Source organism: Microbacterium bandirmense, assembly GCF_037204185.1.
Taxonomy (GTDB): Bacteria; Actinomycetota; Actinomycetes; order Actinomycetales; family Microbacteriaceae; genus Microbacterium; species Microbacterium bandirmense.
On record NZ_JBBDGM010000013.1, the window covers coordinates 1 to 22393 of the forward strand.

Here is a 22393-nt window from a genome sequence, read left to right on the forward strand (position 1 = left end):
ATCCCTGGCCGGCGGCGCCTGAGCCGTCGCGCCCCTGAGGTCGCGGTGTCACTGTCGGCACCGCGACCTCTGTCGTTTCTGGATGAGACGCAGAAGGCCCGCGAATACAATCGCATTATGAGTGGAGCATGCAGCTGATGAGTGGAACGCAGAGTTACTGGTACACCCTGTCGACGCAGTCGGTGGTGCGCGCGGACCAGCGCCCGACCGAGGACTCGATCGGCCCGTTCGCGACCGCCCAGGAGGCCGAGGACTCGCCGGCGCTGCTGCTGGAGCACGCGCGCGCCTGGCTGGAGAGCGAAGAAAGCGAGCCCTACCGCGCGATGGCCGAAGACGACGACAGCTCCGACTACCTGTGATGGCGGCGTGAAAGCCGCGCGGCGCGCTGCGGCACCCTTCCTCCTGGTGCTCGCGGCCGGGTTGGCGGCGTGCGCGCCCGCGATGCCGGAATCGGTCGTCCCCGGGTCGGTGATCACAGTGGGCTGGTCGGGCGACCTCAGCTCGGTGAACGCCGCGGCCGCGCCGACGACGGGGAACCTCGACATCGCGCAGATGGTCCGGGGGGACTTCGGCGATGTGGTCGACGGCGAGTTCGTACCCGATGAGGGGTTCGGAACCGTCTCGATCGTGAGCGACGACCCCTTCACGGCGCGGTTCGACCTCGCCGAGCCGGCGTGGTCGGACGGCATCCCCCTCGACGCTGCGGACCTGCTGCTGGGCTGGGCGGGCGCGTCGGGGTATTTCCCCGCCGTCGGCGAAGACTCCGGCGCAGACGAGAACGGGGCCGCCGCCGAGGCACCCGCCGTCGAGAAGTCGGATGCCCCCGTGCCGGTGCTGGACGAATTCGCCCGCTCCATCGAGGTGACCTTCCCGCAGCCCGTCATCGACTGGCAGCAGGCCGTCGCAGCGCCCGTGCCCGCGCACATCCTGGGCAAGCACGCGTTCGGGCTCGACGATCCCATGCAGGCCAAGCAGGCGGTGATCGCGGCGATCCGTGACGACGACCGCGCCGCACTCGATGAGATCGCCCAGGCGTGGAACGAGGCGTTCACCCTGCCCGAGGACGGTGAGCTCTCGGCTGATCTGCTGCTGTCGAGTGGTCCGTTCCAGATCGCCGAACTGGACGGCGGCGAGTCGGGGCAGACGGTCGCGCTGACGCCCAACCCGGAGTACCGCGGACTGGTGACTCCGAACGTGGCTCGCATCGAGCTCGTGCCTGCGGGCGATGACCCCGTCGCCGCGCTGGGAGACCGGCTCGACGTCGCGCAGGTGGTGCCGAGCATCGCGAACCATGCGCGGATCGGCGAGCTCGAGCGCAAGGACTTCACGGTCACCCCGACGCACGACGGCACGATGTGGGCGCTGCTGCTGGAGCCCTCCGGGCTGTTCTCGCAGCACGATGCCCGTGCGGCGTTCATCCGCGCGCTGCCCGCGAACGCGCTGTCGGCCGGCGGCGCCGGCGAATGGGCATCCGCCTACCCCGACACCGTGTCGATGGTCGCGGCCCCCGGCACCCGCGCTTATGACATCGTCAGCGAGGACTCCGGCTTCTCGCAGACCCTGGGCACCGCTCCCGATGACGCGGCGCTGGAGCGCGAGAACGCGGGGCTGGCCGATGGCACGCGCGTGTGCGTGCTCTACGACCGTCGCAGCGAGTTCGCCACCGGCGCCTTCGCCGCCGCGCGGGAGGTTGCGAAGGAGGCCGGCTGGCGCATCACCGACTGCGGCAGCGACGACTACGCCGGTGCGCTCGAGAAGAGCCGCTGGGACGCGGTGATCGCCCGCGTGCCGATCCCCGAGAGCCCGGTGCAGATCGCCGCGCAGTGGGGCAGTGGTGCGCCGGCATCCATCACCGGTCAGCAGGATGCCGACCGCGATGCGCTGATCGAGAAGCTCGCCCACACCACCGACATCTACGAGGCGCGTGAAGTGCGCGCGCAGATCGAGGCGACGATCGTGCGCGCCGCGGTCGCCCTGCCGATCGCGGCGAACGGGCGCGTCACGGTCACCGATCGCGATGTGACCGGCATCACGCCGCGCAACGGCGCCCTCGCCCCGCTCACCTTCGGCGCGGTGCAGTGGGCGGTGCAGTGAGGCCGAGCTGAGGGCACTCGGACGCGGCAATGGGTTGTACTCCCCATCGCGCGTGCCGCGGCCACGGCGGTAGCGTCGTGTGCCGGAGGTGGTCGCCGTGGGAATGATGCTGCCGAACGAGCTCATCTGGGTGATGGACAAGATGGGCCTGGAATGGCCTGACATCGATGAGGATGAGGTGCGCAAGGCCGCCGCCCTCGTGCGCGGGTACCAGGGCGACATGGAGACTCTCGTGCAGGCCGCCGATCGGCGCATCAACGGCCAGATTGCCACGGCGATGCGCGGCCAGACCGGCGCCGCACACGTGAACGGCTGGAACCGCAACCGCTCCGAGAACGTGCAGCAGCTGCTCGACCTGCTCGGGCCCGCCGCGGTGGGCATCGACGCGGCTGCCGGGATCGTGCTCGCCCTCAAGATCAAGGTGATCGCCGAGGTCACGCTCACGCTCGCGCAGCTGATCCCGCTGCTCGCGGCCGGCCCGTTCGGCGCCGGCGGGGCGGCGCTGCTGATCCTCGCGCGCAAGAAGCTCTTCTCGATGATGATGGAGGCGACCCTCGAACAGGTCATCAACGAGCTGCTGCCCCTGGCGATCGAGCCGCTCGTCGACCAGGTGCCGGGTCTCGTGATGGCGCTGCTCGACGCCCCCGTCGTCGAGAACAACATCGGCGACGTCGACGAGTTCTTCGCCGACCTCGAGGCGCTCGACCAGGCCGCCGCCGACATGGACGCGCACGCCGATGACGTCGAGGAGCTCACCGACCGGCTGCTCGCCGACCTCGCCAACCTGCAGATCTCGGGGGACTGAACGATGTCGATGAAGAAAGTGATGCGCGACCTGATGGACGCCGTCGAGGGAGCCGGCCACGAGTTCAAGCGCGGGTTCTCCGGTGCGTTCCGCAAGCGCGGTGGGAAGCATCGTGCGGACGCCGACACGATCCGCGGTGTCGATCGCCGCAACCGCGACTACGAGCCGAAGCACCGCAAGGAGAAGCCCACCTCGCACGCCAAGGAGTACGACGTGCTCAAGGACGTCACCCGCGGCCGCGAGTACCAGCTGTCCGGCAAGAGTCCCCGTCACCGCGACCCTGATTACGACCCGGCGCGCGACTTCGGCCGTTCGGTGGGGCAGAGCATCCGCGATGTGCCGGGCGACGTCGTCGACGAGATCAAGGACTCTCCCAAGAAGATCCCGCAGCAGGTGCGCGAGGAGCTCTACGAGGATGCCATCGGCCAGGACGATCCCGATGCGTACGGTCGCACGAGCACGGGCGACATGCGGTTCCTCGCGCCGGCCGGCGAGGCCGGCGACCTGAGCGGGCTCAGCATCGCCGAGATCGAACAGCGGTTCGACCTCGAGCCCGGTTCGCTCGACGGCGCGACCTTCGAGGTCAAGAACGTTCCCGACTCGCGCTTCGTGAGCATCGAGATCGACGTACCGGGCGACTGAGCGCCGTACACGTCCTCCGGCTGCACTGGTGCGCCCGGGTAGTGTTGCAGGGCAGGACGAGGAGGGTCGTCGGTCGTGACGACCGCGTTGGGAGATGCAGGGATGGATGCAGTGGCGCGGATCTACGCGGCCAGTGAACTGGGCGTGCTGTCGATCACAGCGCCGGGTGAAGCCCACCCCCGGGTCGAGTACGTCGGCGGAGAGCTGTTCGTCGGGCTGAACCACGTCGGTGACGGCTCTTCGGTCACGCAGGGGGAGGCCGAGACGTCGGCGCAGCCGTTCGTCGAGGCGGTCGCCGCAGCCGTGGCATCCGCCGGCGCGATCCCCACCGCGAACGAGGGCGTGATCCTCATCGAGGACGAGGCGCTGGCAGCATCCGTCCTCACCGACCCCACCCGACTCGCCGCAGTGACGCTGCCCGGCGGACCGGTGCTGTTCGCACTCGCTCGGCAGCGCGTGGCGGTCGTCGGCGCCGACGACGAGGCGGCCGTCGGCCGCGTGCTCGACCTGGCCGAGGAGCTCTTCGAGGCGGAGGGGCCGCTGGTGAGCGCCCACCCGGTCGCGCTCGTCGACGGCCAGTGGGCGCGGCTCGACTGGCTGACGCGCTACCCGTCACTCGAGATGCGCATCCAGCGCGTGCTGCGCCTGTTCACCGTGCGCGCGTACGAAGCGCAGGGTGCGGCACTGCAGCGTCCCGACGTGCGGTACCTCGATCCGAAGATCCAGGTGCTCGAGACCGGCGTCACCACCACGTTCGCGGCGTGGCCGAAGGGCACCGCCTCACTGCTGCCCGTGGTCGACAACGTGATCATCGCCGACCCCTCCGGTGCGCTCAGCGTGGCAACGCTCGGACAGTTCCTCGACGCGGCCGGCGATGCGGTCGTGCGCACGGGACTGTCCCCCGCGCGCTACTTCATCCCCGGCGAGCAGCCGACGCCATCGGAGTGACGCGTGGATGGGCACTGGTGCCCATCGACCGATCCCCACCCGGCTTCTAGTCTGACGGTGAGCCGGAGGCGCCGGCGCACGAGGTGAGGGTGACGTGGGCGATGTCGAGATCTTCTACGCGGAGCTGAACAGCGCATCCGGAACCGTGAGCACCGCCGTCGGCGATCTGATCCTCGGCGCCGCTGATCTGACCGGCGACGACACCGGCATCGACAACCCGGCATCCAGACCGCTGCTGCGCCTCGAGATGCACCGCCACCTCACCGAGCTGTGCACGGCCGTGCGAGCACGCGCCGAAGCGGCTTCAGAGCTCGCCGCGTCCACGCAGCGCATCGCCGACCGGTACGCCGACCTCGACGTCGAGTTGACCGGGCGGAACCCATGACCCTGCGATCGCCCACTCACGGCTACGCGCTCGAGCGGATCGCGGGCGACAGCGGAACGATGTCGTGGTGGGCGGGCCGGCTCACGCAGGTGCAGGACCAGCTCGACGACCTGCACACCTCGGCCACCGCGGTGCAGAGCCTGCCGGGTGTCGGGGACTCGGTCACCGCCGCGCGGAGCCGCGCGGGCGATCTGCTCAGCGCGATCACGCCCGATTCCGATGCGGCGGCACTGCTCGCCCGGGTGATGCAGGACTACGCCGACGCCCACGACCGATACGCGAAGCCCGCGAACGACCTGGTCGAGCAGATCGAGACGGCGCACGTCACCTGGATGCAGGCCAGCGCCGAGGCCGCTGAGGCCCGCCGCTGGGCCGTCGCGGCCGAGAGCGCGCTGAACTCGCTCGTGGGCGATACCGTCTTCGACGACCTCATCCTCGGCCTCGCGGACGAGGCGGAGGCACTGAGCACGACCGCGCAGCAGAACCTGTCGACGCTCTGGGGCGAATACGAACGGCACCGGTCCGGATGGGAGCTCGCCTACGATGAGGCGCTCGCCGCCCTGGCAGGCGGCTCCGGCGCGACACTGTCGGCCGAGCACCGGCAGCTGCTCGAGCGGATGCTGGCCGCGGACAGCCCCGACGAGGTGCAGCGGCTCTGGCGGCAGCATCCCGAGCTGCACGACGAGCTGCTCGACGCGCACCCCGAGCTGCTCGGCAATCTCGACGGCATCCCATACGACGACCGTGCGCGGGCCAACCGGGCACATCTCGACGCGCTGCTCGCCACCGAGCCGCCCGGCGAGCATCGCGACGACCTCGAGGCGATCAAGCGCGCTCTCAACGCCGAGGGCGATCCCCGCCCCAGCCTCATCAGCTTCGATCCGACCGGCTCGGAGCAGGTCACGGCGGCCATCGCGTACGGAGACCTGGCGACAGCATCCGAGATCAACTCCCTGGTGCCGGGCATGAACAGCAACGTGCGCGACCTCGCCGCCTGGGGCGAGGCCGCCAAGGCGCTCAACAGATCCGTGGGCCCGGACTCGGCGACCGTCGCCTGGTTCGGATACGACTCGCCCAACCTGCTGGAGGAGCCCGGCATGGGCCGCGCGAAAGACGGTGCCGCGGCCCTGTCGTCGTACCTGGAGGGCTTGCGCGCGCTTGCGCCGAACGCCGAGATCAACGTGATCGCCCACTCGTACGGCAGCACCACGGCGGCGCTGGCGATCGGCTCGCAGCCCGACGGACACGGCGTGACCTCGTTCATCGCGGTCGGCTCGGCGGGGTTCCCCGGTGACGAGACCGTGCGCGAGAACCTCACCAACGGCCAGCCGCCGCAGATGTACGCGACGCTCTCCGAAGACGACGCGGTGGCCAGAATCGGTCGGGCGACCGCGCCGAACCACTCGGTCTCGCCCGAGACCATGACCGGCGTGACGGTGTTCGACAGTGACGGCGGCGTCGATCGTGACGGCGGGGAGCTTCCCGCGGCCACCGGCCACGACGCCTTCGGCCCCGGTGCGTACCTGGAGCCCGGCTCGGAGTCGTTCTACAACGTCGGCGAGATCATCCGCACAGGCGAGCCCGGCACCGAACGCCAGGGCGAGGGCAGCACCGAGGGGTTCTGGGACCCGACCAACTGGTGGATCAGCGATGAGTACTCGTTCATCGACTTCTGAGTGAGGATGGACAGGATGCGCGAGTCGATACGACGGGGACTGATGGCGGCGATGGCCGTCGGAACGGTGGTGGCCATGACCGGATGCAGCGTGGCGGATGCGACTCCGACCGGAGACGCACTCTATCGCGACGGCGAGCGCAACTTCGTCGAGTACGCCACCGCGATGCACTCGGTGATCATGGCCGTGCACACCGGCGACTGGGTCGTCGACACGTACGGGGCGTCGCCGATCGAGTGCGACACCGAGGCGGGTGCGAGCGGATACACGTTCTCGTGGGTGCGGCTGCTCGCGCAGGACGACATCGACGTCGACGCGGTCGTCGCCTCGGCGACGGCGGCCTTCGAGGCGGTCGATGCGGATGCCGGCACCGCGACCTACGGTGAGGGCGATGCGCAAGAGGTGAACGTGATCGGCACCGGCGGATCGGTCGGTCGTGGTGTGGTGACCATCCGCCCCGCACGGGGGCAGATCGAGGTCACAGCCACGCCCGGGTGCTTCCCCGGCAGCGCCGCCGACCTCTCCGACATGGTCTTCGGGGGGCTGGTCTACGACACCGCCTGGCAGCGGTTCCCCGCGGTCGAGGGGCCGGACTGGCAGCCGCGGTTCTACTTCCCCGAAGACACCAGCCCGGTCTACCGCGAGGCGGACGGCACGCCGGTGCAGCCGCCGCCGACCCCGGCGGAGTTCCCCGTCGCGCCATACGGCGATTAGACGGGGGCGTGTGGGAGGTTCCGCGGGCGCGCCTGCAGGTCATGGCAGGATGGGTGGCAAGGGGGGTCTGCACGTGACAGAACCGAATGCTGGAACCACCGTCGGAACGGCAGCGACGTCGACTGGGATCGCGCCGCTGCGCCTGGAGTTCGCCGGCGAGTGGCACGACGTCGATGCCGGGGAGCCGTTCGTGATCGGCCGCGAGGGCGACCTGTCGATCGATGACAATCCGTACCTGCACCGGCACTTCCTGCAGCTCGACCACCGCGACGGGCTGTGGTGGCTGGCCAACGTCGGGGTGCGGCTGGCTGCGACGGTGTCGAGCGCAGGAGGCGCCGTGCAGTCGTGGCTCTCGCCGCAGGCGAGCATGCCGCTGGTGTTCGAGCGCAACGTGATCGTGTTCACCGCCGGTCCCAGCACCTACGAGCTCAACCTGCACACTGAAGCGGCGCCCTATGAGGTGTCCCACCAGGTGGGGGCGTCGATGAGCGGCGAGACGACGGTGATGCCCGCGCGGTTCACCCCGCTGCAGAAGCAGCTGATGGTCGCGCTCGCCGAGCCGATGCTGCGCAGGGAGGGGGTGAGCGTCAACGAGCTGCCCTCGTCGAGTGCCGCCGCGGCACGCCTGGGCTGGACGCTCAGCAAGTTCAACCGCAAGCTCGACAACGTCTGCGACAAGCTCGATCGCATGGGGGTGCAGGGGCTCCGGGGCGGACCGGGAAAGCTGGCCACGAACCGTCGCGCGCGCCTGGTCGAGTACGCGGTGACCTCGCAGGTCGTCACCCGCGCCGACCTTCCGCTGCTCGACGACGAGTCGCTGCGCAACCAGCCCGACACCGACGACTGACGGTGCGGATCGCGGGCGCTCAAGGCCCGGCGCTCCAGGCTGGGCGCTCAGGCTCGGGCGCTCAGGCCTCGGCGTCGGCGAGGTGACGAGCCTGGTGCCCGAGCACCTTCACCATGATGCCGTGGCGACGCAGCTCGGCGACGGTGCGTGATTCCTCATCGCGGTCGCGTCCCAGCGCGTGCACGTTGGCGACGACCAGCACATCACCGCGCTGCAGCGTCTCGATCAGGCGGGCGAGGCGATCGCCCCAGCTCTCGAGGATCTCGGGAGACGGGTGACGGAAGCCCTCGATCGGCACCCCGAAGCGGGTGAGGTCGGCACGCTGCTGCGTGACCGACGGCATCCCCTCTCTCGCCACGACCAGGCCGACCAGACGGGCACCGTCTGGACGGGCCGACCACCAGTCGTGGTCGGCGTTCGCCAGGCACTTCGGGCAATCCGCTGCGGCATGCGGCAGGTGCAGCGGGCTCGTCAGAGCCACGTCCATCCCGGCATCCGTCGGGTTCATCGCGTCGGTCATCGCCGCACCTCCAGCATCCATTCTGCCCGATGCCGGGCGCGTACTGGGCCCCTGAGTGGGCCGTGGGGCGCGAACGGTCAGAGCACGCCGAGAGCGCGCACCGCCTCGCGTTCGTCGACGAGCTCGGCCACCGACGCATCCACGCGCGCCCGTGCCCACTCGTCGAGTTCCAGACCCTCGACGATCTGCCAGGTGCCGTCGACCGCGCGCACCGGGAACGACGTGACCAGCCCTTCGGGCACGCCGTACTCGCCGTGCGAGACGACACCCGCGCTGGTCCAGTCGTCGGTGCCGCGCACCCAGTCGCGGGTGTGCTCGATCGTCGCATTCGCGGCGGAGGCCACCGACGATGAACCGCGCACCTGGATGATCTCGGCCCCGCGCTTCGCCACCCGGGGGATGAACGTCTGCTCGAGCCATCCCTGCACATCGCCCACGCGCTCGCGCAGTGCCTCGATCACCGGATGCCCGTCGACCGTGGCGTGCGAGATATCGGGGAACTGCGTCGCCGAGTGGTTGCCCCAGATCGGCACGCGGCGGATGCTGCCCACCGGCACCTCGAGCGTCTGGGCCAGCTGTGCACGGGCGCGGTTCTCGTCGAGGCGCGTCAGCGCGGTGAACCGCTCGGCCGGAACGTCCTCCGCGGCCGATGCCGCGATGAGTGCGTTGGTGTTGGCGGGGTTGCCGACGACGGTGACGCGGATGTCGGATGCCGCATGCGCGCCGATCGCGGCGCCCTGCGGCCCGAAGATGCCGGCGTTGGCGGCCAGCAGATCGCCCCGCTCCATGCCCGGCCCGCGCGGACGGGCGCCCACCAGCAGCGCGACGTTCGCGCCGTCGAATCCGACGGCGGGATCGTCGGTGACCTCGACGTGCTCCAGCAGCTCGAAGGCGCCGTCCTGCAGCTCGAGCGCCGCACCCTCGGCGGCGCCCATGCCCTGCGGTATCTCGAGCAGACGCAGTCGCACCTTCTCGTCGGGTCCGAGCATGTCGCCCGCCGCGATGCGGAACAGCAGTGCGTAGCCGATCTGTCCGCCGGCCCCCGTGATCGTGATCGTCGTCGCCATGTCATCCAGCCTATTGCGGTGCTTCGGTCGCATCAGCGGTACCTTTTCTGCATGACCTTCAATCCCGATGCCGACATCTCCGGCAACACGACCCGGCGCCGGGGACGGGGCGCGGCCATCGGCGGTGGCGTGGGTGTCGGCGTGATCGGCATCCTCGCGCTGCTCCTCGGGCCCGTGCTGGGCGTCGATCTGTCGGGTCTCGTCGGTGGCGGCACGGCGCCGTCGGGTGGCGGCGCGAGCACCGAGGGTGCACTCATCGAATGCAAGACCGGCGAGGACGCCAATACGAACGACGACTGCCGCATGGCCGGTGCGGAGGTCGTGCTGAACGACTACTGGGAGCAGCACGTCGACGGCTACGTCGCCCCGACGATGACGGTGGTCGACGGGCAGACGCCCACGCAGTGCGGCACTGCGTCGAACGCCGTGGGGCCGTTCTACTGCCCGCCCGAGCAGGGCGTCTACATCGACCCGGACTTCTTCGACATCATGCGCCAGCAGTTCGGCGCCTCGGCCGGCGAGCTCGCACAGCTGTACATCGTCGGACACGAGTGGGGCCATCACATCCAGAACATCACCGGCGTGATGCGCGATCATCCGAACAACGGCACCGGACCCGACAGCAACGGCGTGCGCATCGAGCTGCAGGCAGACTGCTACGCGGGCGCCTGGCTGGGCGATGTCACCGAGCTGGAGGATGACAACGGGGTGCCGTACCTCGAGCCGCCCACCGAGGCGCAGCTGCGGGATGCTGTCAACGCCGCCTACGTGGTGGGCGACGACCACATCCAGCAGCAGTCCGGCGGCTTCGTCAGCCCCGAGAGCTTCACGCACGGCAGCAGTGAGCAGCGCAAGTACTGGTTCGCCAACGGCTACCAGAACGGTCTCGGCGTCTGCGACACCTTCGCCATCCCCGGCGACCAGCTCTAGGTCGTCGGCGCCACAGCATCCGCCACACTTTCCTGCATCTGCGCCATCGATCGATGGCGCAGATGCAGGAAGATGTCGCGGTTGCCCGCCAGGTCAGGCGCGCAGCGCCGCCAGCAGGGTGCGCGCGAGGCGGAGCAGACCGCCGTGCGCGCGGAACCGCGTGAGGCCCTCGCTGACCCGCGCGCCGGTGCGGGCCGAGACGAACCACGGGGGCTTGGGGAGGATGCTGCGCACGCCGCCGCCGTTCACGATGGGCAGCGACCGCGGGAACGGGCGGAACGGGCCGCGCACCACGGAGCGCTCCACGCCATCGAGCAGCAGGGCGTTGTGCACCACGCCGATGCCGCTGCCCACATCGTCGATCGTGTTGCCGGGGAAGGCGCCCCAGGTCATGGTCGGCACGATGAACCCCACGGCGGTCCAGGCGTTGATCGCGACCGATCCGTAGCGCAGTTCCGCGATCACACGATCGAAGCCCGTGCTCATCGCCTTCTCGGTCACCGGATCGATCAGCACGTTCGCGCCCAGGGTGCCGGCCAGCTCGTCGTTGGCGTGCGCGACGGCGGCATCGAGGAACGTCTGCCCGGTGCCGTCGAGTTCGACCACGCCCAGCACGGGGGCGAAGTACTCGGTGGACTGCACGGCATGGGCATCCGACCCCTCGTCGACCTCGACGAGCAGCCGGTCGGCGAGCACCAGAGCATCCGGGTAATCCTCGGCGGCCTGCTGCAGGCGCTGCGGCGCGCCGGGGTACCAGAGGGGGCGCTCGGGTGCCGAGGCGTACGCCCGGCGCAGCGCCGCGCGGAACTGATCGGCCTGCGCCCAGTCTCGCGACACGATCACCACCTGACCGGCGATGCAGTTGTGCCCGCAGTTCTGCAGGCGCATCGTCGCGATGTGCTCGGCGTGAAAGGTGAGGTCGGCGTCGGTCCACGCACCGGGGACGACGATGATCGGCGAGACGCCGCCGAGCTCTGCGGTGATCGGCTTCTTCAGCAGGGGGCGGTTCTCGCGACGACGGCGCTTGGTCGCGGCGGCCTGCGGCCCCGACGCAGGACCCCACACGATCGCATCGAACGTCGTCGCCGCACCCGTGATGTGCACGTGGTCGAGGTCGGGATGACCGGTCAGGTAGGCGCCGACCGCTGCGCCGCCGCGCACGATCCGCAGGAATCCGGGCGCGATCAGCGGAGCCAGCGCCCGCTCGTACACCGGAACCAGCGGGTCTTGCGTGGGATTGACCTTCAGCAGCACGACCCGGTTGTGGGCGAGCAGCTCGTAGAGCGTGTCGAGCACGGGGATCGAGGTGACGTTGCCTGCGCCCAGCACCAGGCCGACGCCACCCGGGACGTCGGGGGTCAGCTGGGCGAGTCCCGCGCTCTGCCGAGCGGTGTTCGGGGTGATGCCCGGCTGCAGCCAGACCTCACCGGAGTAACCCGACAGCAGCAGCTTGTCCATGCCGGTCACCGGGAACGATTCCACGCGCGTGCGGCCGCCGGGGGCGCGCCCGATGGAGATGCCGTCGAGGGCACCGCGACCGGCGGCGAGCTTCTCGAGCGTGTCCGTGTAGGCGTCGAGCGCGCCCAGCACCGAGTACGGTCCGCTCAGCCACTCCTCGCCGCGCAGCGCATGGTCGCGCGTCAGCCCCTTGGAGTCTGCGGCGGTGTTCGCCCAGTCCTCGGTGGCGGCGGCCACCGAGGTGCGCAGTGCTCTCAGCAGCGTCGCGCGCTGCGAGAGCGTGAGGCTCGCCCAGGTGCGGGATCCGGTGCGCAGCTCATCGATGTGCGCGTCGAGGGCGGCGCGCTCGTCGGCGTCGAGCTCGGGGGATGCTTTCGCGGGCGCGGCTGTGGAAGTCATCGTCGTCTCCTTCACCATCGTGCCCAGCGTATCGGCCGCAGGGTGGCTCAGATGAGCGAGAGCTCGCGCAGCTTCGCCTCGACGTCGGTGTTCGACGGCTCGACGTGGTGACTGGCGTCGGGGTACACGACCACCGGGATGTTCATCCGACCCGAGATCTCCTTCGCGACGTCCGCCGCGGCGGGGTCGGCGACGAGGTCGACGTAGGTGTACTCGATGCCGAGCTCGTCGAGCTGCTTCTTGGTGCGGCGGCAGTCGCCGCACCAGTCGGCGCCGAACATGGTGATGGTGTCGGATGCTGGGGTGGTCATGCCTCCAGCCTACGGCCGGTTCCAGGGCACGGGCTCAGTGCCCGGCGTCAGAGCACCTTCGACAGGAAGTCCTGCGTTCGGGCCTCCTTCGGGGCGTCGAAGATCTCGGCCGGCATCGCCGTCTCGACGACCTTGCCGTCGGCCATGAACACCACCCGATCGGCCACCTCGCGGGCGAAGCCCATCTCGTGCGTCACCAGCACCATCGTCATGCCCGAGGCCGCGAGATCGCGGATCACCTGCAGCACCTCGCCCACCATCTCGGGGTCGAGTGCACTGGTGGCCTCGTCGAAGAGCATGATCTCGGGGCTCATCGCCAGGGCCCTGGCGATCGCCACGCGCTGCTTCTGACCGCCCGACAGCGAGGCCGGCCGGGCGTCGGCCTTGTCGGCCAGTCCGACGCGGGTCAGCAGCTCGAGCGCGCGCTTGCGGGCATCCGCCTTGCTGAGCATCCTCAGCTCGAGCGGCGCGAGAGCGATGTTCTCGAGCGCGGTCATGTGCGGGAACAGGTTGAAGTGCTGGAACACCATGCCCACCCGCTGACGCACGCGGTCGAGGTTCTTGCCCTTCGCGGTCGCGATGTTCTCGCCGAGGATGAGCACCTCGCCGCGGGTGACCTCCTCGAGCCGGTTCAGGCAGCGCAGCAGCGTTGACTTGCCCGAGCCCGATGGACCGATCACCGCGACGACCTCGCCGTTGGTGACGGTCAGGTCGATGCCGGTGAGCACCTCGTTCTTTCCGAACGACTTGTGCAGCCCGCGCACCTCGATCGGATCGCCCGGCGCTGTGGCGACGGGACGCGTGTAGGTCTGTTCGCTGTTCGTCATGCTCATTTCCCTACTTGTTGAACTTCTTGTCGAACCAGTTCGAGAGCACCGTCAGCAGCCAGATCACGACGAAGTACATCGCGCCGACGACGAGCCAGATCTCGAACGAGCGGAACGTCGAGGCGATCACGATGCGGCCCTGGTAGGTCAGCTCGGCGAAGCCGAGCACCGACAGGAGCGACGTGTCCTTCAGCGTGATGATGAACTGGTTGATGAGGTTGGGCGTCATGATCTTGAACGCCTGCGGCATCACCACGCGGCGCATCGACGGGGCCCAGCCGAGACCCAGCGAGCGCGAGGCCTCCATCTGGCCGGGGTCGACCGCCTGCACGCCACCGCGCACGATCTCGGTGATGTACGCACCGGCGTTGAGCGACAGGGTGATCACACCGGCGGTGAGCGCATCCAGCGGCTGGCCGGTGACGGCCGGCACGCCGAAGTAGAAGAAGAACGCCTGCACCAGCACCGGCGTACCGCGGAAGATGTTGACGTAGGCGCCCGCCAGGAACCGCAGGAACGGGTTGCTGGAGAGCTTCAGGATGCCGAACAGAATGCCCAGCACCATGGCGAACACGATCGACAGCGCGGTCGCCAGCAGTGTCAGCAGCAGGCCCTGCATCAGCGGCGAGAAGGACGACTGCAGCAGGCTCCAGAAGGAGTTGTCCTCGTCGGGGGCGTCCTCGATCGCCAGGTAGCGGTCGATGATCATCTGGTACACGCCGCTGTCCTTGGCGTTCTGCAGGCCGTCGTTGAACATCTGCAGCAGCTCGGCGTTCTGACCCTTCAGCACGGCGAAGCCGTAGTCGGCCCCGGGCTCGGGGTCGGTGACGATCTTCAGCGGCACGTTGCCCGAGGCGATGCCGAACTGCAGCACCGGGGCGTCTTCGAACGTGGCGGCCGAATTGCCGGTGGCCACGTCGTTGTACATGTCGGCCGAGTCCTGGAAGGCGTTGACCGAGAAGCCGATCTCCTCACCGAGCTGCTCGGCGAAGTCGTAGCCGACCGTGCCGGTCTTGACGGCGACCGTCTTGCCCTCGAGGTCCTCGTACGAGGTGATGTCGCTGTCGGTCGCGACCGCCATCTGCACGCCCGACTGGTAGTACGGGTCCGAGAAGTCGAAGGTCTGCTTCCGCTCGTCGGTGATGCTCATCCCGGCGATCACACCGTCGGCCTGGCCGGCGGTGACGGCCGCGAGGGCGGCATCGAAGCCGAGCGGCTTGACGTCGACGGTGAAGCCCTGGTTCGCGGCGATCGCCCGCAGCAGGTCCATGTCGATGCCGATGTTCACGCCGTCGACCTGATAGATGAACGGAGCGAACGTGGTGTCCGTCGCGATGACGAACTCGCCGTTGGTCTTCGGGGTGTCGATCGCGAAGCCGGGGTGCGTGGGCAGTTCGCCCGGCTCGCCGATGTCGATCGTCTCGTTGCCGAGTGCGGCCAGGCCGTCGCCGATGCCGGCCGCGTCGGGGGCATCCTCACCGAGGTAGTCGTCGAGGATCGCCTGGTAGGTGCCGTCCTCGATGAGGTTCTTCAGCCCCTCGTTGAACGCCTCGCGCAGCGCCTCGTTCTCGCCCTTCTTCACGGCCATGCCGTAGCTGGACGCCTTCTCCTGCTCGGTGACCGTCTTCAGATCGACGTTGCCGGTCGCGATGCCGTAGGCCAGGATCGGGTAGTCGTCGAAGGTGGCGGCCGAGTTGCCGGCGGTGACGTCGTTGTACGCGTCGGCGGCGTCCTGGAAGCCGGTGACGCTGAAGCCGTGCTCCTTGCCGAGGTTCTCGGCGAAGGCGAAGCCCTCGGTGCCGGTCTTCGCCGAGACGGTCTTGCCGGCGAGGTCTTCATACCCCTGGATGCTGTCGTCGTCGGCGGCGACCGCCATCTGGATGCCCGAGTCGAAGTACGGGTTCGAGAAGTCGAAGGTCTTCTGCCGCTCCTCGGTGATCGACATTCCGGCCATCACGGCGTCGGCCTGCCCCGCGGTGACAGCGGCGAGTGCGCCGTCGAAGCCGAGCACGTCGATCTTCACCTCGAAGCCCTGGTCTTCGGCGACCGCGTTGATCAGGTCGATGTCGATGCCGCGCAGCTCGCCGTCGCGTTGGAACTCGAACGGTGCCCAGGTCGTGTCGGTGGCGATCGTGAAGGTCTCTCCCTCAACGCCCGATGAGGCGTCGGCGGGCTTGGTCGCCGCGTTCGCGATGCTGACCGCGCCACCGACGGTGAACAGCAGGATGAGCAGGGTGGTGATGCTCGCAAGCAGCGGGATGCGGTTCTCCCGCCACCAGTTCGCGGGTTGTCTGAGCAGGGTCATGGAGTCCTCATCATCGTCTTCGACCGTTTCCTGGCTCGTGCAACCTTACACAGGGGGTCGTGGCACGATGGAGTGCTGGGTGCCCGCGCAACAGGGGAGGACACGGATGGCTGAAGCCGTCACGGTGATCGTGCCCACCTTCAACGAGCGCGACAACGTCGAGCAGCTGGTCCGCCGTACCGCGGCCGCGCTCGCCGGGTTCCGCGCCGAGATCCTCTTCATCGACGACAGCACAGACGGCACGGCCGACGAGGTCGCGCGCGTCGCAGCATCCGCCTCTCTTCCCGTCCGCGTCATCCACCGCGAGCACAACACCGGCGGCCTCAGCGGCGCGGTCGTGCTCGGCCTGCGCGAGGCCGCGCACGACGTCTGCATCGTCATGGACGGCGATCTGCAGCATCCGCCCGAGCTCGTCACCGCCATGCTCTCGCGCTACGCGCGCGGCGACGCGGACGTCGTCGCGGCCTCGCGGTACATCGGCGGTGGCGACTCGGCGGGCCTCGGCACCACGATGCGGCTTGGGGTGTCGAAGGCGGCGACGGCGATCACCAAGGCGATGTTCCTGCGTCGGCTGTGGCGCAGCAGCGACCCGATGACCGGGTTCTTCCTGGTGAACCGCGCCCGGATCGACATCGACGTGCTGCGGCCGCAGGGGTTCAAGATCCTGCTCGAGATCCTGGTGCGCGCGGGGGAGCGGCATGATCTGCGCATCGCCGAGGTGCCGATGGCGTTCGGCACCCGCCAGCACGGCCACTCGAAGGCGAGTCTGCGGCAGGGGGCGACGTTCCTCGCGCATCTGGCGCGTCTGCGCTTCGGCAAGATGGGCCTGTTCGCGCTGATCGGCGGCATCGGCGCGATCGTGAACATCGGCATCATGTGGGTGCTGGTGAGCGCCGGCACGGACTACGTGCTCGCCGCGATCATCGGCGCCGCGGTCACGATCATCGGCAACTTCGTGCTGCAGGAGCTGTTCGTCTTCCGTGTCGAGCGTCGCGATGCGTCACGCCTGTGGGTGCGGTTCACGGCTTCGGTGTCGTTCAACAGCATCGAGGCTGCGCTGCGTATTCCGGTGATGGCATGGATGGTCGAGGGGTGGCATATCTCGAGTGTGCTCGCCACGGCGATTTCGCTGGTGGTCGCGTTCTTCGCCCGGTTCCTGTTCCATGCGCTGGTCGTGTACGCGCCGCGCCGGCGCGGAAAGTCGGATGCCATCGCCGAGCCGGCCACCGACACGGCGGCCATGCGCGTGCTGCGCGCCATCGATGCCGAGGCGATGCGCCCCGGCGAGCTCTGAGCGGGGTGCTGGGGCTGGTGTGCGTGTTGCCCGGGTGCAGGACGACTGGCGCCGCTGTCAACCCCCTGTGTGGCGTGACGGGATTCAGCCAGTATGAATCAGACGCCGCGGTCACCGGCCGCGCGACGAAAGGAGTCCTGCCATGAGCATCGGAACCGGAATCGTCCTGTTCGTGATCGGCGCCATCCTCACCTTCGCCATCAACGTCGAGGTCGCATGGGCGGATCTCGACCTGATCGGGTACATCCTGATGGGCGCGGGTGTCGTCGTCTTCCTCATCGGCATCGTGATGCTGGCGCGTCGTCGCCGCACCGACGTCGTCACACGGACCGACACGGCCCCTGACGGCACCTACGAGACCCGCCGCTCCACGCGGGAGCCCGGCGACGACGTGGTCTGACCCGTCCTCGTCCCGCCCCGTCCCGTCCCGTCCCGTGAGAAACCATCTTCCGTGTGAGAAACCATCCCTGAGGTGGTTTCTCACACGGGAAGTGGTTTCTCACAGGAGGACGAGCGCGATCCATCCGACCTACAGGTCACAGGCCCTGCCCGGCGTCCCAGAGGCGCTCGGTCTGGCCGGCCAGCAGGGCGTCGAGAGATGAGGCCTGCGCGTCGGTGAGCGAGGCGATGTAGTCGATGATGCCGCGGCCGCGCGCGAGGCGGTCGAGCTCGGCGCCGCTGCGGTCGACCACCAGGTCGGGCGCCTCGTGCCGCAGCCGGCGATAGTCGTCGGTGGCCAGGTCGACGAGGTCGATCAGGCGGCGCGGCGCGCGGCGCGCGTCGCCCGGATCGTCGAGCCAGGCGGTGAACCCGTCGACGAGCCGCACGAGCACGTTGGCCTGTCCGCGCTGGTAGACGGTGAGGTCTGGCCGCTCGAGGATGAACCGCTCGTGCAGGAACTTCAGCACGGCGACCTCGTGCCAGGCCTGTTGGTCGAGGCTGACATGCCCCGACCGGATGTCGGGGTGCCGGTGCACCTCGACCGACGACTGCAGACGGGCGATCCAGGCTGTGGTGAACCGTGCGAGGGCGCGTTCGCTCGCAAGCGAACCGTCGAACGGCTCGGCGACGAGCCCGTCGATCACCTCGGATCCGACCTTGGCGACCGCCTCGCTGAACGCATCGGCGTCGGCGATCCAGCCGTCCTTGCTCTGCAGCCGCCGCCAGAGCAACTCGAGCGAGTGCCCGGGCGTGCGGGTGTCGGCTTCGAGCGCGTGGGTGTCGGCTGCCCGCAGGCTCGACAGATCACGGTGCCACGACCGGAACTCGGCCGAGAGGGTCGCGGGGTTGAGGAGCCCGGCGCGGTAGAAGTCGTCGAGGTCGTGCAGGGAGTAGGCGATGTCGTCGGAGATGTCCATGATCGAGCATTCGACGGTCTGCTGGCCCGGTTCGATCAGTGGGTACGCCTCGAGGGCGCGGAGGGCGTCCGGCTCGTCGACCGCGTAGTAGTTGAACTTGCTGGCGCCGCCGCGGCGGGCGCCGCCGTGGCCGCGCCGCCACGGGTACTTCAGCACGGCTGCGCGCACGGCGGCGGTGAGGTTGAGCCCGACGCCGGGTTTGTCGTGCTCGTCGAGGCGGGTGAGGATGCGGTAGGTCTGCGCGTTGCCCTCGAAACCCTCGGTGAGCCCGAAGCGGGTGCGGGCGAGGCGGTCGAGGGTCTGTTCGCCGAGATGGCCGAAGGGCGGATGCCCGAGGTCGTGCGCCGCGGCGGCGGCCTGCACGACCACGGGGTGGGCGCCCCCGAGCTCGGCGACGATGCGTCCGCGCTCGTCGTCGCGGGTCGACAGGTGCGTGGCGATGGCGCGGGCGACGGCGGCGACTTTGATGGAGTGCGTGAGCCGGTTGTGCACCGCGAGCCCGGCGCCGGTCTGCGAGATCACCTGCGTCACGGCGGAGAGTCGCGAGTAGTAGGGGGAGAAGCGGATGCGCTCGACATCCACCCGGAACTGCGGGTGCCCCTCGGCGCGCTGGAACTCGTCCAGCGTTTCAGGGAGACGTCGCGCCTGGCGGGGATCGGTCGGATGCTGAGGCATGACAGTCAGTGTCGCATGGTGCGGACGCACCTCTCTTGCGCAACGGTGACCACCTCGGCAGGGTGTGCAGTGTGGAATATCCCGCGCGGCCGCGCGGTTTATTCAGGTGAATGAACTGAAGAAGGAGTTGCTGTGCAGAACATGCAGAAGGTGGCGGTGCTCGGCACCGGAGTGCTCGGCTCGCAGATCATCATGCAGGCCGCGTATCACGGCAAGGACGTGACGGCGTACGACATCTCGGAAGAGATCCTCGCCAAACTGTCCGATCGGTGGGAGTGGATGCGAGGGCATTACCGAAACGACCTGCCCGACTTCACGGATGAGAAGTTCGATGCCGCCATCGCGCGCATCACCACCACGACGGTGCTGGCGGAGGCGGTCGGTGACGCGGATGTCGTGGTCGAGGCGGTGCCCGAGAACCTTGAGCTGAAAAAGAAGGTGTGGGCGCAGGTCGGCGAGGCGGCGCCGGCGGGAGCCATCTTCGCGACCAACACGTCGTCGCTCATGCCCAGCACCTTCGCCGACGCGACCGGACGTCCGGAACAGCTCGGCACGCTGCACTTCGCGAACATGGTGTGGCGCGCGAACACCGGCGAGGTGATGGGGCATCCCGGAACGGATCCCGCGGTGCTAGATGCGCTCGTCGAGTTCGCCACGCAGATCGGCCTGGTGCCCTACCGCGTGCGCAAGGAGTCGCCTGGCTATCTGCTCAACGGCCTGCTCATCCCGTTCCTCGAAGCCGGGGCGCGGCTCTACGTGGGCGGCATCGGCTCCGTCGATGACATCGACGGCATCTGGCGCAAGGCGACCGGCTCTCCGCAGGGTCCGTTCGAGATCTACGACGTCGTCGGATTCAACGTCGCGTACAACATCCAGGCGAACAAGCCGCAGCCGAGCCCGTTCATCGAGGTGCTGAAGCGCGGCATCGACAACGGCAAGACAGGCATCGCCGATGGCGAGGGCTTCTACACGTATGACGCCCAGGGGCAGAAGACCGGCGTCTCGTCGCAGTTCCCGGAGGTCTGGGGCGGCTGAGCATCTGTTTCGTCTCGCGTATAGCAATTTAGCTTTAATGCTATATTGCTGGCATGACTGATGAGACGAACAGCGTCTTCGAGGCCCTCGCGCATCCGACGAGGCGGCAGATCCTGCAGGATCTGAAGGACGGCGAGCAGGCTGCGGGAGAGATCGCGGCGCGGTTCTCAGTGAGCGGCCCGACGATCTCGCGACACCTGGGTCTTCTGCGGGGTGCCGGATTGATCACCGAGCGTCGCGATGCGAATCGCATCCTCTATTCCCTCGCCGAAGAGCGCCTCGCGCTGTCGGTCGGTGACTTTCTCTCGACAGTCTGTCCCGAGCAGATCGTGTTGCGTGAGGTGCGTCGCCGGCGAGGGCCGGCTACCGGCGACGTGGCGGTGCAGCCATGACCGTTGTGCGCGGGGTCCGTGCGCACCTGCGTCGCCGCCTGCTGGTCAGCTACCGGATCGATCCTGAGGTGGCCCGCACGATCGTGCCGGCCCCGCTGCGTCCGCAGCTGGTGGCCGGTCAGGCGCTGGGCGGGTTCTGCGTGCTCGGTCTCGAGGCGATCAGACCGAGGTGGATGCCCGCGACGCTCGGACTGCGGTCGGAGAACGCCGCGCACCGCATGGCCGTCGAGTGGGATGCTAATGGCGCGACGCACACCGGCGTGTACATCCTCGAGCGGCACAGCACGGCCTGGCACGCGGTGCTGTTCGGCGGGAGGCTGTTTCCCGGTGTGCATCGGCGGGCGCGATTCACTGCCGTCGAGAGCGGGGATCGGTACGCGATGACGATGGATGCCGAGGATGAGCGTCTCGCGGCGGACGTCGAGGTGGGCGGCGACTGGCAGAGCGGGTTGTTCTCCACGCTTGAGGCGGCGTCGGAGTTCTATCGCTCCGGGCGCATCGGATGGTCGAGGGGGACGGACGGCATCGCGCTCGAAGCCGTCGCGCTCGCCGCCGACACGTGGTCTGTCGAACCGGCTCGGATCCACAGCGTGCACTCGTCGTTCTTCGAGTCGCTGCCCGCGGGTTCCGCCGTGTTCGACCACGTCGTGGTCATGCGAGATCTGCCGATCCGGATGGATGCGCCACAGGTGTCGGCGCTCGACCGGGAGGCCGCGGCGAGCCACGCTCGCTGACGTCACCCCGACACCGCTGTCAGTCGTCGACCTCGTTGCGCAGCACCGTGCCGTCGGCGGCGTCGAGCCGCACCTCGTGCTTGACCTGGGAGCCGTCGATCACGTCGCCCTCCCAGACGGTCGTGCTGTTGTCGGTGTCGAGGCTGAGGTCGCGGACGGTGCCTCCAGGTACGGCTTCGATCATCAGCTCGGCGGCTTCGGCGAAGTCGATCTCGGCTGCGGCGATGCGTGCCTGGTGCTCGGCCCGGTCGTCGGCGTCGTCCGTGTCTTGCCGGGGGCCGCTGATGACGGTGGTGCCGTCCGCGGAGATGTCGAGATCGTGCTCGGCGCCGTCTGAGGTGACCACCTGCACGTCCCAGGCCCCGTCGTCGTCGAGGTCGATGCTGACGAGTGTGCTGCCGGGAACGGTGCTGACCGCCAGTTCGCCCGCCGTGACGAGAGCGTCTATGCCCGTGATGAATCCGAACGTGGCATCCGGAGTGGGAGAGGTGGACGGGTCGGGCGAGAGCGTGGTCGGAGCCGCGGACACTGTCGCGGGCGCGTCTGTGGGAGCGGTCGAGGGGCTGCTGCAGCCGGTGAGCACGACTGCAGCGAGTGCCGTGGCGACGGCGCCGGCGATCATCAGGCGTGCTGCCGGACGTGCGGTGCGATTCGACATGTCTGGGCCTCCTCTGCGTGCCGTGCCGTCGGGAACCGAGGGCGGTGTGTTCATACTCCCATTGACTTTCGTCTGCTTGTAGGGACTTCTCGCGCGCATCCACCCGCTCATCCGCCTGAGGGGTTCTCGAGGGGCTTGCCGTTCTCGTCGGTGGTCTGATCCTCGAGGATCTCGTCGGTGTCCTTGCCTGTCCCAGGATCTTCGGGGGCCCCGCCGGACGCCGTGTCGGCCTCTTCGTCGGGGCCGGGTGTTCCGTGCGTGTTCTTCTTCGGATCGCTCATCGGTCGCTCCTGTTCGGTGGTCGTTCGCATCAGATCTC

24 protein-coding genes are annotated in these 22393 nt (G+C 69.0%); 15 read left to right on the forward strand and 9 right to left on the reverse strand.

The window, feature by feature from the left end; genetic code table 11:
* The first annotated feature begins 137 nt into the window (after window positions 1-137).
* The 9 genes from WDU99_RS13635 (at window position 138) to WDU99_RS13675 (ending at window position 8111) form a co-directional block, all read left to right on the forward strand.
* On the forward strand, window positions 138-359 hold the full coding sequence (locus tag WDU99_RS13635; RefSeq protein WP_337333006.1) for a hypothetical protein: 222 nt from the start codon (window positions 138-140) through the stop codon (window positions 357-359).
* Between the two features lie 7 nt (window positions 360-366).
* Window positions 367-2094 carry an ABC transporter substrate-binding protein gene (locus tag WDU99_RS13640; RefSeq protein WP_337333007.1) on the forward strand — a complete coding sequence of 576 codons (1728 nt, stop codon included), beginning with the start codon at window positions 367-369 and terminating at the stop codon, window positions 2092-2094.
* A 103-nt stretch (window positions 2095-2197) separates the two neighbouring features.
* Complete coding sequence (locus tag WDU99_RS13645; protein WP_337333097.1) at window positions 2198-2899, forward strand: WXG100-like domain-containing protein; 702 nt, start codon at window positions 2198-2200, stop codon at window positions 2897-2899.
* A 3-nt stretch (window positions 2900-2902) separates the two neighbouring features.
* A complete protein-coding gene (locus WDU99_RS13650) occupies window positions 2903-3541 on the forward strand; it encodes a hypothetical protein (protein WP_337333008.1) in 639 nt (212 codons plus the stop codon).
* Window positions 3542-3643: 102 nt separating this feature from the next.
* Window positions 3644-4489 (forward strand): hypothetical protein, encoded by an 846-nt coding sequence (locus WDU99_RS13655; RefSeq protein WP_337333009.1) that lies wholly within the window; start codon window positions 3644-3646, stop codon window positions 4487-4489.
* 94 nt (window positions 4490-4583) lie between these two features.
* Complete coding sequence (locus tag WDU99_RS13660; protein WP_337333010.1) at window positions 4584-4874, forward strand: hypothetical protein; 291 nt, start codon at window positions 4584-4586, stop codon at window positions 4872-4874.
* Window positions 4871-6550, forward strand: coding sequence for an alpha/beta hydrolase (locus WDU99_RS13665; protein WP_337333011.1), 1680 nt, complete (start codon window positions 4871-4873; stop codon window positions 6548-6550). Before WDU99_RS13660 ends, WDU99_RS13665 begins: the two co-directional genes overlap by 4 nt.
* A gap of 15 nt (window positions 6551-6565) precedes the next feature.
* The gene (locus WDU99_RS13670; RefSeq protein WP_337333012.1) at window positions 6566-7264 is read left to right on the forward strand and encodes a hypothetical protein; all 699 of its coding nucleotides are present in this window, start codon (window positions 6566-6568) and stop codon (window positions 7262-7264) included.
* Between the two features lie 127 nt (window positions 7265-7391).
* Window positions 7392-8111: an FHA domain-containing protein gene (locus tag WDU99_RS13675; protein ID WP_337333098.1), complete on the forward strand. Its 720-nt coding sequence runs from the start codon at window positions 7392-7394 to the stop codon at window positions 8109-8111.
* A 61-nt stretch (window positions 8112-8172) separates the two neighbouring features.
* Here WDU99_RS13675 and WDU99_RS13680 read toward each other — a convergent pair whose 3' ends face one another.
* Together WDU99_RS13680 and WDU99_RS13685 are read right to left on the reverse strand one after the other, a co-directional pair.
* The gene (locus tag WDU99_RS13680) at window positions 8173-8631 is read right to left on the reverse strand and encodes a recombinase family protein (RefSeq protein ID WP_337333013.1); all 459 of its coding nucleotides are present in this window, start codon (window positions 8629-8631) and stop codon (window positions 8173-8175) included.
* A 77-nt stretch (window positions 8632-8708) separates the two neighbouring features.
* Entirely contained in the window at window positions 8709-9698 is a 990-nt protein-coding gene (locus tag WDU99_RS13685; protein ID WP_337333014.1) for a malate dehydrogenase, read from the reverse strand.
* Window positions 9699-9749: 51 nt separating this feature from the next.
* Here WDU99_RS13685 and ypfJ point away from each other — a divergent pair, with 51 nt between their 5' ends.
* The gene (gene ypfJ, locus WDU99_RS13690; protein WP_337333015.1) at window positions 9750-10628 is read left to right on the forward strand and encodes a KPN_02809 family neutral zinc metallopeptidase; all 879 of its coding nucleotides are present in this window, start codon (window positions 9750-9752) and stop codon (window positions 10626-10628) included.
* Window positions 10629-10721: 93 nt separating this feature from the next.
* On the opposite strand, the gene WDU99_RS13695 is transcribed toward ypfJ, so the two are convergent.
* From WDU99_RS13695 to WDU99_RS13710, 4 genes are read right to left on the reverse strand one after another with little or no spacing between them, the layout of a single operon-like run.
* Window positions 10722-12485, reverse strand: coding sequence for an aldehyde dehydrogenase family protein (locus WDU99_RS13695; protein WP_337333016.1), 1764 nt, complete (start codon window positions 12483-12485; stop codon window positions 10722-10724).
* A 47-nt stretch (window positions 12486-12532) separates the two neighbouring features.
* Window positions 12533-12796, reverse strand: a complete 264-nt coding sequence (locus WDU99_RS13700; RefSeq protein ID WP_337333017.1) for a glutaredoxin domain-containing protein — start codon at window positions 12794-12796, stop codon at window positions 12533-12535.
* A 47-nt stretch (window positions 12797-12843) separates the two neighbouring features.
* The gene (locus tag WDU99_RS13705; RefSeq protein ID WP_337333018.1) at window positions 12844-13623 is read right to left on the reverse strand and encodes an amino acid ABC transporter ATP-binding protein; all 780 of its coding nucleotides are present in this window, start codon (window positions 13621-13623) and stop codon (window positions 12844-12846) included.
* A gap of 10 nt (window positions 13624-13633) precedes the next feature.
* Window positions 13634-15928 carry an ABC transporter substrate-binding protein/permease gene (locus tag WDU99_RS13710; protein WP_337333019.1) on the reverse strand — a complete coding sequence of 765 codons (2295 nt, stop codon included), beginning with the start codon at window positions 15926-15928 and terminating at the stop codon, window positions 13634-13636.
* A 106-nt stretch (window positions 15929-16034) separates the two neighbouring features.
* On the opposite strand from WDU99_RS13710, the gene WDU99_RS13715 reads away from it, so the two are divergent.
* Together WDU99_RS13715 and WDU99_RS13720 are read left to right on the forward strand one after the other, a co-directional pair.
* On the forward strand, window positions 16035-17222 hold the full coding sequence (locus tag WDU99_RS13715; RefSeq protein WP_337333020.1) for a glycosyltransferase family 2 protein: 1188 nt from the start codon (window positions 16035-16037) through the stop codon (window positions 17220-17222).
* A gap of 142 nt (window positions 17223-17364) precedes the next feature.
* Window positions 17365-17622: a DUF6458 family protein gene (locus WDU99_RS13720; protein WP_337333021.1), complete on the forward strand. Its 258-nt coding sequence runs from the start codon at window positions 17365-17367 to the stop codon at window positions 17620-17622.
* Window positions 17623-17758: 136 nt separating this feature from the next.
* On the opposite strand, the gene WDU99_RS13725 is transcribed toward WDU99_RS13720, so the two are convergent.
* Entirely contained in the window at window positions 17759-19255 is a 1497-nt protein-coding gene (locus WDU99_RS13725) for a deoxyguanosinetriphosphate triphosphohydrolase family protein (protein ID WP_337333022.1), read from the reverse strand.
* A 141-nt stretch (window positions 19256-19396) separates the two neighbouring features.
* Between WDU99_RS13725 and WDU99_RS13730 the strand changes: the two genes are divergently transcribed.
* The 3 genes from WDU99_RS13730 to WDU99_RS13740 are packed head-to-tail and all read left to right on the forward strand — an operon-like array spanning window position 19397 to window position 21416.
* A complete protein-coding gene (locus WDU99_RS13730; RefSeq protein WP_337333099.1) occupies window positions 19397-20290 on the forward strand; it encodes a 3-hydroxyacyl-CoA dehydrogenase in 894 nt (297 codons plus the stop codon).
* A gap of 53 nt (window positions 20291-20343) precedes the next feature.
* Entirely contained in the window at window positions 20344-20682 is a 339-nt protein-coding gene (locus WDU99_RS13735) for a metalloregulator ArsR/SmtB family transcription factor (RefSeq protein ID WP_337333023.1), read from the forward strand.
* Window positions 20679-21416, forward strand: coding sequence for a DUF2071 domain-containing protein (locus tag WDU99_RS13740; RefSeq protein ID WP_337333024.1), 738 nt, complete (start codon window positions 20679-20681; stop codon window positions 21414-21416). The genes WDU99_RS13735 and WDU99_RS13740 overlap by 4 nt, the downstream gene beginning before the upstream one ends.
* Window positions 21417-21435: 19 nt before the next feature.
* Here the strand turns inward: WDU99_RS13740 and WDU99_RS13745 are convergent, their stop codons facing one another.
* Both WDU99_RS13745 and WDU99_RS13750 read right to left on the reverse strand, forming a co-directional pair.
* The gene (locus tag WDU99_RS13745) at window positions 21436-22074 is read right to left on the reverse strand and encodes a PepSY domain-containing protein (protein WP_337333025.1); all 639 of its coding nucleotides are present in this window, start codon (window positions 22072-22074) and stop codon (window positions 21436-21438) included.
* Window positions 22075-22181: 107 nt separating this feature from the next.
* The gene (locus WDU99_RS13750; RefSeq protein WP_337333026.1) at window positions 22182-22355 is read right to left on the reverse strand and encodes a hypothetical protein; all 174 of its coding nucleotides are present in this window, start codon (window positions 22353-22355) and stop codon (window positions 22182-22184) included.
* Window positions 22356-22393 lie beyond the last annotated feature (38 nt).

Excerpts from the sequence above, each read along its gene's own strand:
- WDU99_RS13635 (WP_337333006.1), top strand. The coding sequence starts at position 138 with ATGAGTGGAACGCAGAGTTACTGGTACACCCTGTCGACGCAGTCGGTG.
- WDU99_RS13645 (WP_337333097.1), top strand. The coding sequence starts at position 2,198 with ATGATGCTGCCGAACGAGCTCATCTGGGTGATGGACAAGATGGGCCTG.
- WDU99_RS13650 (WP_337333008.1), top strand. The coding sequence starts at position 2,903 with ATGTCGATGAAGAAAGTGATGCGCGACCTGATGGACGCCGTCGAGGGA.
- WDU99_RS13655 (WP_337333009.1), top strand. The coding sequence starts at position 3,644 with ATGGATGCAGTGGCGCGGATCTACGCGGCCAGTGAACTGGGCGTGCTG.
- WDU99_RS13665 (WP_337333011.1), top strand. The coding sequence starts at position 4,871 with ATGACCCTGCGATCGCCCACTCACGGCTACGCGCTCGAGCGGATCGCG.
- WDU99_RS13670 (WP_337333012.1), top strand. The coding sequence starts at position 6,566 with ATGCGCGAGTCGATACGACGGGGACTGATGGCGGCGATGGCCGTCGGA.
- WDU99_RS13680 (WP_337333013.1), bottom strand. The coding sequence starts at position 8,631 with ATGACCGACGCGATGAACCCGACGGATGCCGGGATGGACGTGGCTCTG.
- WDU99_RS13685 (WP_337333014.1), bottom strand. The coding sequence starts at position 9,698 with ATGGCGACGACGATCACGATCACGGGGGCCGGCGGACAGATCGGCTAC.
- ypfJ (WP_337333015.1), top strand. The coding sequence starts at position 9,750 with ATGACCTTCAATCCCGATGCCGACATCTCCGGCAACACGACCCGGCGC.
- WDU99_RS13695 (WP_337333016.1), bottom strand. The coding sequence starts at position 12,485 with ATGACTTCCACAGCCGCGCCCGCGAAAGCATCCCCCGAGCTCGACGCC.
- WDU99_RS13700 (WP_337333017.1), bottom strand. The coding sequence starts at position 12,796 with ATGACCACCCCAGCATCCGACACCATCACCATGTTCGGCGCCGACTGG.
- WDU99_RS13705 (WP_337333018.1), bottom strand. The coding sequence starts at position 13,623 with ATGACGAACAGCGAACAGACCTACACGCGTCCCGTCGCCACAGCGCCG.
- WDU99_RS13710 (WP_337333019.1), bottom strand. The coding sequence starts at position 15,928 with ATGACCCTGCTCAGACAACCCGCGAACTGGTGGCGGGAGAACCGCATC.
- WDU99_RS13715 (WP_337333020.1), top strand. The coding sequence starts at position 16,035 with ATGGCTGAAGCCGTCACGGTGATCGTGCCCACCTTCAACGAGCGCGAC.
- WDU99_RS13720 (WP_337333021.1), top strand. The coding sequence starts at position 17,365 with ATGAGCATCGGAACCGGAATCGTCCTGTTCGTGATCGGCGCCATCCTC.
- WDU99_RS13725 (WP_337333022.1), bottom strand. The coding sequence starts at position 19,255 with ATGCCTCAGCATCCGACCGATCCCCGCCAGGCGCGACGTCTCCCTGAA.
- WDU99_RS13730 (WP_337333099.1), top strand. The coding sequence starts at position 19,397 with ATGCAGAAGGTGGCGGTGCTCGGCACCGGAGTGCTCGGCTCGCAGATC.
- WDU99_RS13735 (WP_337333023.1), top strand. The coding sequence starts at position 20,344 with ATGACTGATGAGACGAACAGCGTCTTCGAGGCCCTCGCGCATCCGACG.
- WDU99_RS13740 (WP_337333024.1), top strand. The coding sequence starts at position 20,679 with ATGACCGTTGTGCGCGGGGTCCGTGCGCACCTGCGTCGCCGCCTGCTG.
- WDU99_RS13745 (WP_337333025.1), bottom strand. The coding sequence starts at position 22,074 with ATGTCGAATCGCACCGCACGTCCGGCAGCACGCCTGATGATCGCCGGC.
- WDU99_RS13750 (WP_337333026.1), bottom strand. The coding sequence starts at position 22,355 with ATGAGCGATCCGAAGAAGAACACGCACGGAACACCCGGCCCCGACGAA.